This window comes from Actinomadura sp. NPDC048032 (assembly GCF_040653175.1).
Lineage (GTDB): Bacteria > Actinomycetota > Actinomycetes > Streptosporangiales > Streptosporangiaceae > Spirillospora > Spirillospora verrucosospora.
In genome coordinates this window covers 1-14,480 of sequence record NZ_JBEZJP010000181.1, presented here as the reverse complement: position 1 = coordinate 14,480, position 14,480 = coordinate 1, and the positions used below count along the sequence as shown (strand labels likewise).

The 14,480-nt window shown below is 74.7% G+C and carries 14 protein-coding genes; 9 read left to right on the top strand and 5 right to left on the bottom strand.

The genetic code is table 11. The annotated features are described in order from the left end of the window. Together AB0C69_RS22915 and AB0C69_RS22910 are read left to right on the top strand one after the other, a co-directional pair. Positions 1–1,962: helix-hairpin-helix domain-containing protein (locus AB0C69_RS22915; RefSeq protein WP_360356654.1), on the top strand; the 1,962-nt coding region annotated here is incomplete at its 5' end. Between the two features lie 118 nt (positions 1,963–2,080). Then, the gene (locus AB0C69_RS22910) at positions 2,081–2,713 is read left to right on the top strand and encodes a hypothetical protein (protein WP_360356652.1); all 633 of its coding nucleotides are present in this window, start codon (positions 2,081–2,083) and stop codon (positions 2,711–2,713) included. Positions 2,714–2,758: 45 nt separating this feature from the next. Here the strand turns inward: AB0C69_RS22910 and fabI are convergent, their stop codons facing one another. Together fabI and AB0C69_RS22900 are read right to left on the bottom strand one after the other, a co-directional pair. Continuing rightward, a complete protein-coding gene (fabI, locus tag AB0C69_RS22905; protein WP_345181193.1) occupies positions 2,759–3,547 on the bottom strand; it encodes an enoyl-ACP reductase FabI in 789 nt (262 codons plus the stop codon). A 5-nt stretch (positions 3,548–3,552) separates the two neighbouring features. Beyond that, complete coding sequence (locus AB0C69_RS22900; protein ID WP_345181191.1) at positions 3,553–4,257, bottom strand: beta-ketoacyl-ACP reductase; 705 nt, start codon at positions 4,255–4,257, stop codon at positions 3,553–3,555. Positions 4,258–4,416: 159 nt separating this feature from the next. On the opposite strand from AB0C69_RS22900, the gene AB0C69_RS22895 reads away from it, so the two are divergent. Beyond that, positions 4,417–5,916: a TldD/PmbA family protein gene (locus AB0C69_RS22895; protein ID WP_360356648.1), complete on the top strand. Its 1,500-nt coding sequence runs from the start codon at positions 4,417–4,419 to the stop codon at positions 5,914–5,916. 5 nt (positions 5,917–5,921) lie between these two features. Continuing rightward, the gene (locus AB0C69_RS22890) at positions 5,922–7,304 is read left to right on the top strand and encodes a metallopeptidase TldD-related protein (RefSeq protein WP_360356657.1); all 1,383 of its coding nucleotides are present in this window, start codon (positions 5,922–5,924) and stop codon (positions 7,302–7,304) included. A 127-nt stretch (positions 7,305–7,431) separates the two neighbouring features. Here the strand turns inward: AB0C69_RS22890 and AB0C69_RS22885 are convergent, their stop codons facing one another. Next, the gene (locus tag AB0C69_RS22885) at positions 7,432–7,644 is read right to left on the bottom strand and encodes a dodecin (protein WP_185024725.1); all 213 of its coding nucleotides are present in this window, start codon (positions 7,642–7,644) and stop codon (positions 7,432–7,434) included. Between the two features lie 68 nt (positions 7,645–7,712). On the opposite strand from AB0C69_RS22885, the gene AB0C69_RS22880 reads away from it, so the two are divergent. The 5 genes from AB0C69_RS22880 (at position 7,713) to AB0C69_RS22860 (ending at position 13,206) form a co-directional block, all read left to right on the top strand. Then, positions 7,713–8,048 (top strand): DUF3099 domain-containing protein, encoded by a 336-nt coding sequence (locus AB0C69_RS22880; protein WP_345181185.1) that lies wholly within the window; start codon positions 7,713–7,715, stop codon positions 8,046–8,048. Positions 8,049–8,616: 568 nt separating this feature from the next. Then, a complete protein-coding gene (locus AB0C69_RS22875; RefSeq protein WP_360356645.1) occupies positions 8,617–10,617 on the top strand; it encodes a substrate-binding domain-containing protein in 2,001 nt (666 codons plus the stop codon). A 91-nt stretch (positions 10,618–10,708) separates the two neighbouring features. Further along, a complete protein-coding gene (locus tag AB0C69_RS22870; protein WP_345181181.1) occupies positions 10,709–11,860 on the top strand; it encodes an acyl-CoA dehydrogenase family protein in 1,152 nt (383 codons plus the stop codon). A gap of 16 nt (positions 11,861–11,876) precedes the next feature. Then, a complete protein-coding gene (fabG, locus tag AB0C69_RS22865; protein ID WP_345181179.1) occupies positions 11,877–12,632 on the top strand; it encodes a 3-oxoacyl-ACP reductase FabG in 756 nt (251 codons plus the stop codon). Next, entirely contained in the window at positions 12,616–13,206 is a 591-nt protein-coding gene (locus AB0C69_RS22860; protein ID WP_345181177.1) for a TetR/AcrR family transcriptional regulator, read from the top strand. The genes fabG and AB0C69_RS22860 overlap by 17 nt, the downstream gene beginning before the upstream one ends. Here AB0C69_RS22860 and AB0C69_RS22855 read toward each other — a convergent pair. Then, positions 13,203–13,973, bottom strand: coding sequence for a helical backbone metal receptor (locus tag AB0C69_RS22855; RefSeq protein WP_360356642.1), 771 nt, complete (start codon positions 13,971–13,973; stop codon positions 13,203–13,205). The two genes, AB0C69_RS22860 and AB0C69_RS22855, sit on opposite strands and share 4 nt — an antisense overlap. Positions 13,974–13,985: 12 nt before the next feature. After that, a partial coding sequence (locus AB0C69_RS22850; RefSeq protein ID WP_360356639.1) for a methylmalonyl-CoA mutase family protein occupies positions 13,986–14,480 on the bottom strand: 495 nt, incomplete at its 5' end.

Here is a 14,480-nt window from a genome sequence, read left to right as displayed (position 1 = left end):
CCGTGGCACGCTCTGGACGGTCCACCGCCAACCGAGATCAGCCGTGACGGGAAGCCCGTGACCGACACCCCTGACCAGTCCGCCGCCCCCTCGGCGGCCGTGCGCACGGCGGGCGCCTTGGCCCCAATGCGCGGGGCGGAGGCCGCCGCCGGAGCGCTCGACGGGCGGGACTCGCCCGCGCCCGCGCCCGCACCCGCGCCGCCGCCGGAGCCCGCCGCCGGCCCGGAGGAGGGCCTGCGCGCCCTCGGCGGGCTGTTCGCCGAGACCGGCGTGCCCGCCGCGCTCGCCTCCCGCGCCGCGGCGCGGCTGGGGCCGGGCGCCGCCGGGCGGCTGCGCGAGGACCCGTGGCGCCTGCTGAGCGTCCCCGGCGTCCGGCCGGGCCAGGCCGACCACTTCGCCCGCGCCCTGCTCGGCGAGGACGCCCGCCCGGACGATCCCCGCCGCGGCGGGGCCCTCGTCCTGCACCTGCTGACGGAGGCGGCCCGCCAGGGCCACACGGTCACGCCCGCCGCCGACGTGCTGACCGCGCTGGAGCGCCTGCGCTTCCCCGACCCGCGGCGCGCCGTCGACGCGGCGCTGGACGAGGCGGAGGTCCTGTCGCTGACCGAGGAGCCCGAGTTCGACGAGGAGGCGTTCGAGGAGGGCGCCGAGCCGCCGGAGCCGGAGGAGACGCTCGGCCCGGCGCGGTGGGCGCTCGCGGAGGAGGCGGCGGCCGAGGGGTTCCAGCGCCTGACGCTGACCGCCGCGCCGCTGCTGGACGACGCGGCCCTGAAGGGCCTGCGCGACGGGCTCCCCGAGGACCGCTCCCTGGCCCTCACCGCCGCGCTGCGCACCGGCGTCAGCGTCCTGTCCGGCGCGGCGGACGGCCTCGCCCGCACGATCGCCGCGATCGCCTCCGCCGCGGCCTCGCAGGGCCTGCGGACGGCCGTGGCGGCGCCCACCGACCGCGCCGCCGCCGATCTCGCGGCCGCCTTCCCCGGCGGCGCGGCGGAGGGCGTCGCGGTCACCAGCCTGCACCGGCTGCTGGAGCCGCGCGAGGACCCCTCGGCCGCGCCCGGGGCCGTCGTCTACGGGCGCGGCGAGCAGCGGCCCTTCGATCTCGACCTGCTCGTCGTGGCGGACGGCGCGGCGCTCGACGTCGAGCTGTGCGCGGTGCTGGCCGAGGCGTGCCCCGACGGCGCCCACCTCGTGCTGTGCCGCGAGCCCGGCGCCCCGCCGCCCGCCGGGCCCGGCCGTCCGCTGGACGATCTGGAGGCGTCGGAGACCGTGCCCGTCGTGGCGCTGGACGCGGAGCCGCCGTCCGGCCCGCTCGGCGTCCTGACCGAGGCGGTGCGCGGCGGCGAGCTGACCGCCGTGGACGCCCCGGGCCGCGAGGTCGTCATCGTGCCCGCCGAGGACGCCGGCGAGGCGGTGCACCGGACCGTCCAGCTCGTCACCGACTCGATCCCCCGCGCCCTCGGCATCCCCGTCGAGGACGTCCAGGTCGTCGCCCCTGCGGCGGGCGGGGACGCGGGCGCGGGCGCCCTGAACGCCGCGCTCAAGGCCCGGCTGAACCCCGGCCCCGGCGCGTTCGGCGGCCTGGACCCCGGCGACCGCGTGGTCGTCGCGGCGCCGCTCCCGCAGGCGCCGCTCGGCGAGACGGGCGTGGTGACCGGCGGCGGCCCGCACGGGCTGGAGGTCGACTTCCCGGGCGGCGCCGCGGTCGTCGCCCCGGCGGAGGCGTCCCGGCTGCGGCACGGCTGGGCGGTGCCCGTGGCGCTCGCGCGCGGGACGCGGCGGCCCGGCGTGGTGGCGGTCCTGGGCGCGGACGGCCTGTCACGGCCGCTGGTGGCCACCGCGTTCGGCCTCGCGCGCCGCCACCTGTCCGTCGTGCAGGCGGCCGGACCCGCCCTGGCCAGGGCCGTCCGCGAGGAGGACGCGCCCGCGCGGCGCACCAGGCTCGCGAGGCTGGTGGCCCAGTGAGGTACTGAGGGGTAAAGAAACCCCCGTGTCGCGGTTTACGGACGACCCCGTATGGGACACGATGTCAACAAGGGACAGGGTCAACAAGGTCAGGCACGGCATCGGGTGGAGGAGCGACATGCCCCAGCGGCTCAGGCGGCTCGGAACGGCGTCGGCGGCGGTCTCGGCGGGGGCGCTCGTCCTCGTCCTCGCCGCCCCGGCGGCCGAGGCGGCGGCGGAGACGTGCAAGAAGGGCGTCGACCCCGAGAGCACGGTCGAGAACTGGAAGTGCAACCTCGGCAACCTGCGCGAGGCGCTCACCCCAAAGACGCCCGCGCCGACGCCGGCGCCGACCAAGAGCCTGAAGCCCGTCCCTGAGAAGACCACGAAGAAGACCAGGACGCCGGCCAAGGCGCCCGCCAAGGCCCCCCGCAAGGCGCCCTCTGCGCCGAGCGGCGGGAGGGGCGCGGTGCCCGGCCCGGCACCGATGACAGGGCCGGGCGGACTCAAGCCGTACTCCGGGCAGGCGCCCGCCACCGCGGCGGGACTGCCCGGCGTGCTGCCCACCCCTGAGATCGCGGCCGACCCGTACGCCGCCGGCGGGACGGCCGCCATGCCGCAGACCCGCCTCATCTCCCCCGTCGCCGCCACCGGCCAGGACAACGGCCAGATGATGCTGATCGCCGCGGCGGCCGGGGCCGCCGGGGCCGTGGGCGCGCTCAACGTCAGCGTCGCGGGCCGCGCCCTCCGCCGCCGGCGCGAGGCCCGCTGAGGACGGCTCCCTCGGCCGCGCCGGAGTGCGGCGCGGCCGCCGGGGTCACATGGAGGGCGCGCCGATGGAGTGCAGCCCGCCGTCGACGTGGACGATCTCGCCCGTCGTCGCGGGGAACCAGTCCGACAGGAGGGCCGCGCAGGCGCGGGCCGTCGGCTCGCTGTCCTTGATGTCCCAGCCGAGCGGGGCCGCCTTCGGCCACAGCTCCGTCATGCCCTCGAAACCGGGGATGCTCTTGGCCGCCATCGTCGCGAGCGGTCCCGCGGCGACGAGGTTCACCCGGATGCCCTGCGGGCCCAGGTACTTGGCCAGGTAGCGGGCGCACGACTCCAGGCCGGCCTTGGCGACGCCCATCCAGTCGTAGACCGGCCACGCCTTGGTGGCGTCGAAGTCGAGGCCGACGACCGAGCCGCCGTCCTTCATCAGCGGCAGGCACGCCATCGTCAGCGACTTCAGCGAGTACGCGGAGGCGTGCACGGCGGTGGCGACGTCCTCCCAGGGCGTCTCCAGGAAGTTCCCGCCGAGCGCGGTCTGGGGCGCGAAGCCGATCGCGTGGACCACGCCGTCGAGGCGGTCGAAGCCGCTGTCGCGCAGGTTCCCGGCGAGGGCGCCCAGCTGGTCGGCGTCGGTCACGTCGAGTTCCAGCACCGGCGGCGGGTTGTCAGGGCCGGACGGCAGCCGCTTGGCGGTCCGCTGCGTGAGGGTGGGCCGCGGGTAGGCGGTCAGCACCACCTCGGCGCCCTGCTCCTGCGCGATCCGCGCGACGTGGAAGCCGATGGAGGCGTCGGTGAGGACGCCGGTGACCAGGATGCGCTTGCCTTCGAGGATTCCCATGACTGTCAGTGCCCCATTCCCAGGCCGCCGTCGACCGGGATCACGGCCCCGGTGATGTAGGCGGCGTCCTCACTGGCGACGAACCGGACGGCCTTGGCGATCTCCTCCGGCTTCGCGATGCGGCCGAGCGGCACCGCGGCGGTGATGGCCTTCTGCTGGTCCTCCGTCAGCACCGCCGTCATGTCGGTGTCGACGAACCCGGGCGCCACCACGTTGACCGTGATGCCCCGGGACCCGAGCTCGCGGGCGAGCGAGCGCGCGAACCCGACCATGCCGGCCTTGGACGCGGCGTAGTTGGACTGCCCCGGCGAGCCCAGCAGCCCCACGACCGAGGAGACCAGCACGATCCGGCCCGCGCGCTTGCGCATCATGCCCTTGACCGCGCGCTTGGCCACCCGGAACGACCCGGTCAGGTTGGTGTCGAGGACCGAGGTGAACGACTCCTCGCTCATGATCGCCAGAAGCGTGTCCTTGGTGATCCCCGCATTGGCGACGACCACCTCGACGGGCCCCTGCTCCGCCTCCACCTTGCTGAAGGCCGCGTCGACGTCCTCGGCGCTCGTCACGTCGCACCGGACGCCGAACAGCCCCTCGGGCGGCTCTCCGGACCGGTAGGTGACCGCGACCGCGTCGCCCGCCGCGGCCAGCTCGCGGGCGATGGCGAGGCCGATGCCCCGGTTACCGCCGGTCACGAGGACAGAGCGACTCATCAGGACCCTCTCGTTGTACTGCTCGTTGGCTGCTGCACGACATTAGCGGCCCGTGCGGCCGCTGCGGATGTGCCGAACCGACAAGATCCGCTCACCTCCCTTTGTTCGCGCGGCGCGCGGGCCCCCGGCGGGACGGGCGCGGACGGTAGGTTGCGGAGGGTGCATGACATCGATCCCGCCTTCACCGCGCTGCCGCTTCGCGCGCTGGCCGACGCGGCGCTGTCCCGCGCCAGGGAGCTGGGCGCGCAGCACGCCGACTTCCGCCTGGAGCGCATCCGCAGCCAGACCCTCCGGCTCCACGACGCCGCCCTGGAGACCGCCCTGGACGCCGACGACGTCGGGCTGTCGGTCCGGGTCGTCAAGGACGGCACCTGGGGCTTCGCCGCCGGCATCGACCTGACGCCCGACGGCGCCGCCCGCGTCGCCGCGCAGGCCGTGGAGGTCGCCGCCGTCGCCAGGGCCGTCAACCGCGAGCCCATCGAGCTGGCGCCCGAGCCCGTCCACGGGGAGCGCACCTGGGTCTCGGCCTACGAGACCGACCCCTTCGAGGTGCCGACCGCCGACAAGGTCGCGCTGCTGGCGGGCTGGAGCCGCCTGCTGCTCGGCGACGACCGCGTCGACCACGTCGACGCGACCCTGCTGCAGGTCAAGGAGAACAAGTTCTTCGCCGACCTCGCCGGCACGGTCACCACCCAGCAGCGCGTCCGGCTGCATCCCGTCGTCAACGCCGTGGGCATCGCCGGCGGCCTGTTCGACACGATGCGCACGCTGGCGCCGCCCGCCGGATACGGATGGGAGTGGCTGTCGGGCGAGCACTGGGACTGGGACGGGGAGCTCGCCCGCATCCCCGAACTGCTCGCCGAGAAGCTCGCCGCGCCGTCGGTGGAGCCGGGGGTGTACGACGTCGTCGTCGACCCGTCCAACCTGTGGCTGACGATCCACGAGTCGATCGGGCACGCCACCGAGCTGGACCGGGCGCTCGGCTACGAGGCCGCCTACGCGGGCACCTCGTTCGCCACCCCCGACAAGCTCGGGACGCTGCGGTACGGCTCCGAGGTCATGAACGTCACCGGGGACCGGACCACCGAGCACGGGCTGGCCACCATCGGCTACGACGACGAGGGCGTGCGGGCCCAGTCGTTCGACATCGTCTCCGGGGGCCTGTTCACCGGCTACCAGACCGACCGCCGCATCGCCCGCCTCACCGGCGCCGAGCGCTCCAACGGCTGCGCCTTCGCCGACGCCGCGTCCAGCATGCCGATCCAGCGGATGGCGAACGTCTCGCTCAAGCCCGCCGAGGGCGGCCCGTCCACCGAGGAGCTGATCTCCGGGGTCGAGCGCGGCATCTACATCCTCGGCGACAAGAGCTGGTCGATCGACATGCAGCGCTACAACTTCCAGTTCACCGGGCAGCGGTTCTTCCGCATCGAGAACGGCCGCCTCGCCGGGCAGCTCCGCGACGTCGCCTACCAGGCGACCACCACCGACTTCTGGAACTCGATGGAGGCCGTCGGCGGGCCGCAGACCTACGTGCTCGGCGGCGCGTTCAACTGCGGCAAGGGCCAGCCGGGGCAGGTCGCGCCGGTCAGCCACGGCTGCCCCTCGGCGCTGTTCCGGGGCGTCAACATCCTCAACGCGCTGAAGGAGGCCGGCCAGTGAGCACGATCAGGCCGCAGGAGGCCGTCGAGCGGGCCCTGTCGCTGTCGCGCGCCGACGACTGCGTCGTCATCGCCGACGAGGCGAGCACCGCGAACCTGCGGTGGGCGGGCAACACCCTGACCACCAACGGCGTGACCCGCTCCAGCCGCCTCACCGTCATCGCGCTGCGGAACACGGCGGACGGCGTGGCGGCGGGCGTGGTGTCGCGGTCGGCCGTCGGCGCCGACGGCATCGAGGACCTGGTGCGCGCCGCCGAGGCCGACGCCGCCGGCAACGAGGCCGCCGAGGACGCCCGGCCGCTGGTCTCCGAGGGGCCGCCCTCCGGGGCGGCCGGATGGGACGACGAGCCCGCCGAGACCGGGATCGGGGTGTTCGAGGGCTTCGCTCCCGCGCTGGGCGAGGCGTTCGCCGCCGCGCAGGCCGGCGACCGGCGCCTGTACGGGTTCGCCAACCACGTCCTCACCTCGACGTTCCTCGGCTCCTCGGCGGGGCTGCGGCTGCGCCACGACCAGCCCACGGGGCTGCTGGAGCTGAACGCCAAGGGCGCGGGCGGCTCGGCGTGGGCGGGCGTGGGCACCCGCGACTTCACCGACGTCGACGTCGCCGGCCTCACCGGCGGGCTCGCCCGGCGGCTGGAGTGGGGCGAGCGGCGCGTGGACCTGCCGGCCGGCCGGTACGAGACGATCCTGCCGCCGTCCGCCGTCGCCGACCTGATGATCTACCTGTACTGGTCGGCGGGCGCCCAGGACGCGCAGGACGGCCGGACGGTGTTCAGCGCCCCCGGCGGCGGCACCCGCGTCGGGGAGCGGCTCAGCGACCTGCCGGTCACCCTGTCCAGCGACCCGGCCGCGCCGGGCATGCAGTGCGCCCCGTTCGTCATCGCGCACGCCTCCAGCCGCGAGTCCTCGGTGTTCGACAACGGGCTCGCGCTCGGCCCCACCGACTGGATCCGCGAGGGCGCCCTCACGTCACTCGCCCAGACCCGGCACTCCGCCGAGCGCACCGGCCTGCCGCTCACCCCCGCCGTCGACAACCTGTCGATGAGGGGGCCGGACGGCGGCGCGTCCCTGGAGGAGATGATCGCCCGCACCGAGCGCGGGCTGCTGCTGACGTGCCTGTGGTACATCCGGGAGGTCGACACGCAGAGCCTGCTGCTGACCGGCCTCACCCGCGACGGCGTCTACCTCGTCGAGGACGGCGAGGTCGTCGGGGCCGTGAACAACTTCCGGTTCAACGAGAGCCCGGTCGACCTGCTGTCGCGGATCGCCGAGGTCGGCGAGACGGGGCCGACGCTGCCGCGCGAGTGGTCGGACTACTTCACCCGCACCGCCATGCCGGCGATCCGGGTCCCCGACTTCCACATGTCGACGGTGAGCCAGGCCACCTGAGCCGCCGCGGCCGGGGACGGCGCGAGGGCGTCGCCGGGGCCGGGCCGGTCCCGGCGCCGGCACCCCCGCCCTCCCCGGCGCGGCGGGCCGGACGCCGGGGCGGCCCCGGCGCCGGGCCCGGCGCGCGTCAGGCGTCCTCCAGGCGGAAGCCGACCTTCATGGTGACCTGGAAGTGGCCCACCTCGCCGTCCTCGATATGGCCGCGGACCTCGGTCACCTCGAACCAGTCGAGGTGCCGCAGGGTCTGCGAGGCGCGCCGGACGCCGTTGCGTATCGCGGCCTCGACGGACTCCGGCGAGGTCCCCACGATCTCGGTCACGCGGTACGTGCGATCGGTCATCGACTCCTCCAGATGTTTTGCCCGGTGCCGCCGGTGCGGGTCGGCCTCCATGGGCTTACCGTGGAATGGTGAAGGTCAATCACCGCCACCACCGCGAGCCGGCGGTCTACACGGTCACCGACGCTCCCCGCCCCATGTCGGAGGACATCGGCCACCGCCAGCGCCGGTACCTGATGTCCATGGGCGTCCGCACGATCTGCTTCGTGGGGGCGGTGGTGGCCGCCGTGGCGGGTGCGCCGTGGTGGCTCGCGCTGCTCATGGTGGTCGGCGCCGCGGTGCTCCCCTACGTCGCCGTGATCTTCGCGAACGGGGGACGCGAACCGACCGCCCGGGCGGCCTTCGACGACCGTCACCGCCGGGAACAGAAGCCGGTTTCCGGACAGCGACCAGAAATCCGGTCGTGACATTCTCTTGACTAACCGCGGGGGGTTTCGGTGTACGATTTGTACCGGCGCTCTGGTCCCCCGTCGGAGCGCCCGTGCCGGTGTTCCGGGCCCCCGTCGGAACACCGATGATGCGGCGCCGGGTGGATTGCCCCCGTATCCACCCGGCGCCGCTTTTATTTGCCCGGGAATCCCGTTGACGCCTCCCGTGCTCACGGATGACCTCCCCCGCACCTTCGCTTGACCGACCTGTCCGGGCCGGGCACATCCTCGCGAGAACGCAAGCCCTCTGCGCTGTCCTGGTCCGGCCATGCCCCCAAAACTGGTCATTTCACATCCTTTCGCGCCCGGAATCGCGGGGCCCGGGCGCTGCCGCGCGGGCCAGTTCGCCAGGGCGGCCGGGCGCGGGCCGATCCTTCCCGCCGTCGGCCGCGTACTGCTGAGCGGCGCCCCCTTGACGAAGGCGGCTGTCGAGACGAACATCACAGCTGCCTCGCCTGAGACATATCGACCATGTGTCTCAGTGGCGGGCCGTCCGCCCCCGGGCGCGGCACGGCCCGCAGCCCCGCCCGGGAAACGGAGATCGGCCATGAGCGCTTTCGACGACGTGCCCGAGTGGGCGCCCAGGAACCTGCCGGAGCCGGGCGGCCCCGCGTCCCCCACGCCGTTCCTCGGCGCCTCGCAGCCGGCCGGGCTCCCGCCCCGCCGCACGCCGGGCGACCGGGAGGACGAGCCCTTCGACGCCTTCAGCAGACCCGACCGGTCCCCCCGTCGCCCGGGCCCGGCGCACGCCGCCGAACAGCCGCGGGGGCCGTGGGCGCTGGGCGGGGGACGCCCGCCGCGGCGGATCGGCGGCGTCCTGCTCGGGCCGCTGGCGGGCGCCGTCGGCCTGGTGCTGCTCACCGGGTTCGGCGCGTACGCGATCGCCTCGACGGGCGACGGCTGCTCCGGCGGCGCGGTGACGCTCGACGTGGCCGCGGCGCCGGACATCGCACCGGCGGTCGTGCGGGCGGCACGGCGTTTCAACGACGCGCGCCGCGAGGCGGGCGGGCGGTGCGCCCGCGCGCGGGTGCGCGCCGCCGACCCCGCCGCGGTCGCGACGCTGCTGTCCGGCAAGGGCGTGGCCGGCGTCGCCCGCAGGCCGGACGTCTGGATCCCCGACTCCTCGCTGTGGACCGCGCTCGTCGGCGGCTCCGGGCACGCCCCGGCGGGCGGCGCCTCGGGACGGTCCGCCGGGATCGCCTCGACTCCGATCGTCCTGGCCGTGCCGCGCGGCCTGGCGACGCAGCTGCGCAACCTCGGCGCCCCGGAGCGGCCGTCGTGGAAGGACCTGCTCGCCGCGGCCGGGACGGCCCCTGACGCCGGACGGGATCCGGCCGACGACGCCGGGGTGATCCCGCCGCGGCTGCTCCGGCTCCAGGTCCCCGATCCGGCCCGCAGCGCGACCGGCATGGGCTCGCTGATCCTGGCGGGTGCGCTGCTGGGCGGCGCCCCCGGCGGCGAGGCGTCGTTCACCGGGGTGGTCCGCACGATCCGGGAGGGCGTCGCCGTCTCCGTCGACGCCGAGTTCGCCGCGTTCGCGGCGTCCGCCTCGTCCGGCCGGGGCGAGGCGGACCGCTACCCGGTCGCGATGGCGCCCGAGCAGGCGGTGTTCGCCTACAACGCGCGGCGCCCGGCCGAGGCGGCGGTCGCCGTGTACCCGGCCGAGGGGACGGTCTATCTCGACCACCCGTTCACCGTCCTGGCGCAGGACCGGGCCAAGGCGAGCGCGGCGCGCTTACTCGAGAAGGAGCTCGCGGACAGGGCCGCCCGGGAGGACCTCCAGCGGCTGGGCTTCCGGACGCCCGGCGGAACCGCGCCCGCGTCGTTCTCCCCGCGGACCGGGCTGGATCCGCGGCCCCCGGCGGCGCTCCCCGACACGCCCGCCGCGGAGGTGCGGCGCACCATGCAGTCGTGGGCCCAGCTGTCGCTGAGCATCCGGATGCTGAGCATCATCGACGTGTCGGGGTCGATGGACGAGGAGGTCGGGCCCGGCGTGACGCGGCTGCAGTCCACGGTGCGCACGGCCCAGAGCGGGCTGGCGCTGCTGCCGGACGACAGCGAGCTCGGCCAGTGGATCTTCTCCACGGAGCTCCAGGGCGGCCGGGAGCTGGTCAGCGTGGGACCGCTCGACGAGCGGCTGGGCTCGGCGACCCGGCGGCAGCTCGTGCTGAGCGCGTTCGCGCGGATCCGGGTGAAGGAGCACGGCGACACCGGGCTGTACGACACGGTCATGGCGGCGTTCGACCACATGAAGCGGACCTACAAGCCGGAGTACGTGAACTCGGTCCTGCTGTGGACGGACGGGAGGAACGAGGACCCGCGCGGCCCGTCCCTGGAGGAGACGCTCGCCCACATGCGCCGCGAGTACGACCCGGAGCGCCCCGTCCAGGTCAACATGCTGGGCTACGGATCGGACGTGGACGTCAACGAGCTGCGGCGGATCGCGCAGGTGACGCACGGCGACGCCTACGTGGCCCGGACGCCCGGGCAGATCCAGGCGATCTTCCTCAGGGCGGTCTCGCGCCGGGTCTGCGAACCCGACTGCTGACCTGCCCGCGCACCCCTCTCGCATTTGATTCTAGAACTACCTTCGAGTTAACTTAGCGTTCTGTTAACAACGCTGGCGAGAGGGGCACGGCGTGCGCCGCACCGTTTTCAACGAGGACCACGAGGCCTTCCGGGACACGATCCGGGCGTTCATCGAGGCCGAGGTGGCCCCGGTCTACGAGGAGTGGGAGAACGCCGGCCACCCGCCGCGCGACTTCTACACCAAGCTCGGCGAGCTCGGCGTGTTCGGCATCCAGGTGCCCGAGGAGTACGGCGGCGCGGGCGAGACGAGCTTCAAGTACCAGGCCGTGATCTCCGAGGAGTGCGCCCGCGCCGGCGTGAGCTTCGGCGGCTACGGCGTGCACGTCAACCTCGTCCTGCCCTACCTGCTGAAGTACGGGTCGCCGGAGCAGAAGAAGCGCTGGCTGCCGCCGTTCGTGTCCGGCGAGATGATGACGGCCATCGCGATGACCGAGCCCGGCACCGGCTCCGACCTCGCCGGCATGCAGACCACGGCGCGGCGGGACGGCGACCACTACGTCCTGAACGGCGCCAAGACGTTCATCACCGGCGGCGTCCTCGCCGACCGGGTGCTCGTGGTCGCGCGGACGTCCCCGGCCACGCCGGAGAACCGCCGGGCGGGCCTGTCGATCCTCGCCGTGGACACCCGGAGCGAGGGCTACGCGGTCGGCCGCAAGCTGGAGAAGATCGGGCTGCGCAGCTCCGACACCGCCGAGCTGTCGTTCACCGACGTCCGGGTGCCCGTGGAGGACCTGCTCGGCGAGGAGGGCCGCGGGTTCGAGTACCTGACGCACAACCTCGCCGAGGAGCGCCTCGGCATCGCGACCAGCTCCTACGCGTCGGCGGCCGCCGCCGTCGAGTTCGCCCGCCGGTACGTCCAGGAGCGCACCGTCTTCGGCAAGACCGTGTCGTCGTTCCAGAACACCAAGTTCGTGCTGGCCGAGTGCGCCACCGAGGTCGAGGCCGCCCGCTCGCTCGTCGACCGCTGCATCGAGGCGCTGGACGCCGGCGAGCTCACCCCCGCCGACGCCGCCGTCTGCAAGCTGTTCTGCACCGAGGTGCAGGCCCGCGTCGTCGACAAGTGCCTCCAGCTGCACGGCGGCTACGGCTACATCCTGGAGTACCCGATCGCGCGCCTGTACGCCGACGCCCGGGTCGCCCGGATCTACGGCGGCACCAGCGAGGTGCTCAAGACCATCATCGCCAAGGACATCCAGGTCTGACGGAAGGGCTGCGCACATGACCGACACCCGGGTGGCCATCGTCACCGGCGCCGCGCGCGGCATCGGCGCCGCCACCGCCGTCCGCCTCGCCAGGGAGGGGTTCGCCGTCGCGGTCTGCGACCTGGACGAGGCCGCCTGCGCCGGCACCGTCGAGACGATCGCCGGGGAGGGCGGCACCGCGCTCGCCGTCGGCGTGGACGTCGCCGACACCGCGCGGGCGAACGCCGCCGTGGCGCGCGTCGCCGCGGAGCTCGGCCCGCCCGTCGTCCTGGTGAACAACGCCGGCATCACGCGCGACAACCTGCTGTTCAAGATGTCCGACGACGACTGGGACTCGGTCATGTCGGTGCACCTGCGGGGCTCGTTCGTGATGACCCGCGCCGCGCAGGAGCACATGACCAAGGCCGGCTGGGGCCGGATCGTGAACCTGTCGTCGGTGTCGGCCCTCGGCAACCGCGGCCAGGTCAACTACTCGGCGGCCAAGGCGGGCCTCCAGGGGTTCACCAAGACGCTGGCGATCGAGCTGGGCAGGTTCGGGGTCACGGCCAACGCGATCGCGCCCGGGTTCATCGCCACCGAGATGACCGCCGCGACCGCCGCCCGCGTCGGCGTCGACTTCGAGGACTTCAAGGCCGCGGCCGCCAAGGAGATCCCGGTCCGGCGCGTCGGCGTGCCCGAGGACATCGCCGGGACCGTCGCGTTCCTGGTGAGCGACGACGCGTCCTTCGTGTCCGGGCAGGTCATCTATGTGGCCGGTGGTCCCCGCGCGTGACGGGGCGCCCCGGGCGCGCGACCGGGAGAGGACGGAGGAGTCGCTGCGCGCGGCGGCGGTCGCGCTGCTGCGTCGCGGCGGCGTCCTCGCCGGGCTGAACCTGCGCCAGGTCGCCGACGAGGCCGGGGTCAACCGCGGGCTGGTCTACCAGTACTTCGGCTCCCGGCGGGCGCTGCTGCGCTCGGCACTGTTCCATCGCTCGCGCCCGAACGCCGAGGACGCGGTGGACGCGGCCGGGCTGCCGCTGCGGGAGCGGCTGTCGCGGCTGTTCTGGACGAGCCTGCGCAACCCCGAGCCGGTCCGTCTGGCGACGCTGCTCGTCCTGGACGGCGACGACCGGCCCCGGGTCCTGCTCAACCGGGGCGCCGGCCGGGAGGACCTCGCGGCGGAGGCGGCGCGCGGCGAGCTGCCGGTCGAGGACGTGGCGGCCGTGCAGGCGGCCATCGCGTCCACGGTCTACGGGTACACGCTGCTGCGCGAGCACCTCGCGCGGGAGATCGGTGTACCCGCCGAGGAGCTCGACGAGCGCATGGCCCGCTGCGTGGAGGCCATGTTCGCTCGCCGCCCCGGCTAGCGGGGGCGGGCCGCGGCGAGCCCTTCCGCGAGGGCGGAAGGGGCCTCGATCAGGGACGGGCCGTACCAGGTGAGGAGCCGGCCGCTGACGAGCGCGGCGTCGATGCCGGGGAAGGACTCGGGGCCGTCGTCCTCGGTGAAGCGGTACGGCTCGTCCGGCAGGACCACCAGGTCCGCGCCGGCCGCGTTCAGCTCGCCGAGCGGGATCTTCGGGTAGCGCTCGGGATGCCCGGCGTAGACGTTGGACACGCCGAGCCGGGCCAGGACGTCGCCGGCGAAGGTGTCGCGCCCGACGACCATCCACGGCCGCCGCCAGATCGGGACCACCGCCGTCCGGGGCTCGCCGGGTTCGACCTCCGCCCAGACGCGGGACGCCTCCGCCAGCCAGGCGGGCGCCGGTGCCCTGCACGCCTCGGCGAGCATGCGCCCCAGCGACGCCAGCGCCTCCTCGACCGTGCGGATCCGCGTCATCCACACCGGCACGCCGGCCGCGCGCAGCGCCGCGACGTCGGCGGGCCGGTTCTCCTCGGTGTTGCCGACGACGACGTCGGGCCGCAGCCCGATGATCTTCTCCAGGTCGGGGTTCTTGGTCCCCCGCACCCGCGGCACGTCCAGGCCCTCGGGGCGGGTGCACCAGTCGGTGGCGCCGGCGAGCAGCTCCGGCGCGGTCGCCGCGACCGCCTCGGTCAGGGACGGGACGATCGACACGACGCGGCGCACCCGGTCCGGGAGACGGGCCGGGGCGCCGGTGTCGTCGTGGACGGCCATCGGCGGCGGGCGTCAGACGTTGCGGCGGTACTGGCCGCCGACCTCGAAGAACGCGTCGGTGATCTGCTGGAGGCTGCACACGCGCGCCGCGTCCATCAGCACCGCGAACACGTTCTCGCCGGACCGGGCCGCGTCCTTGAGCGCGGCGAGGGCGGCCCGCGCCTCGTCCCGGTGCGCCCCCTGGTAGGCGTGGACGCGGTCGAGCTGGGAGCGCTTCTCGTCCTCGGTCGCGCGGGCGAGCTCGATCGTCTGCGGCGTCCCGTCGCCGGCCTCGGGGCCGCGGAAGGTGTTGACGCCGACGATCGGCAGGGAGCCGTCGTGCTTGCGCTGCTCGTACAGCATCGACTCGTCCTGGATGCGGCCGCGCTGGTAGCCGGTCTCCATCGCGCCGAGGCCGCGCGGGCCATGGTGGCCCGTCTGGTTGGGCTCCCAGGAGTTGTCGCTGCCCGCGCCGTGGAAGTCGTAGCCCTGGACGTTGAAGATGTCCATGGACTTGGCGACCTCCGC

Coding starts and splice junctions, on each gene's coding strand:
- AB0C69_RS22910 (WP_360356652.1), top strand. CDS start 2,081: ATGCCCCAGCGGCTCAGGCGGCTCGGAACGGCGTCGGCGGCGGTCTCG.
- fabI (WP_345181193.1), bottom strand. CDS start 3,547: ATGGGAATCCTCGAAGGCAAGCGCATCCTGGTCACCGGCGTCCTCACC.
- AB0C69_RS22900 (WP_345181191.1), bottom strand. CDS start 4,257: ATGAGTCGCTCTGTCCTCGTGACCGGCGGTAACCGGGGCATCGGCCTC.
- AB0C69_RS22885 (WP_185024725.1), bottom strand. CDS start 7,644: ATGACCGATCGCACGTACCGCGTGACCGAGATCGTGGGGACCTCGCCG.
- AB0C69_RS22875 (WP_360356645.1), top strand. CDS start 8,617: ATGAGCGCTTTCGACGACGTGCCCGAGTGGGCGCCCAGGAACCTGCCG.
- fabG (WP_345181179.1), top strand. CDS start 11,877: ATGACCGACACCCGGGTGGCCATCGTCACCGGCGCCGCGCGCGGCATC.
- AB0C69_RS22855 (WP_360356642.1), bottom strand. CDS start 13,973: ATGGCCGTCCACGACGACACCGGCGCCCCGGCCCGTCTCCCGGACCGG.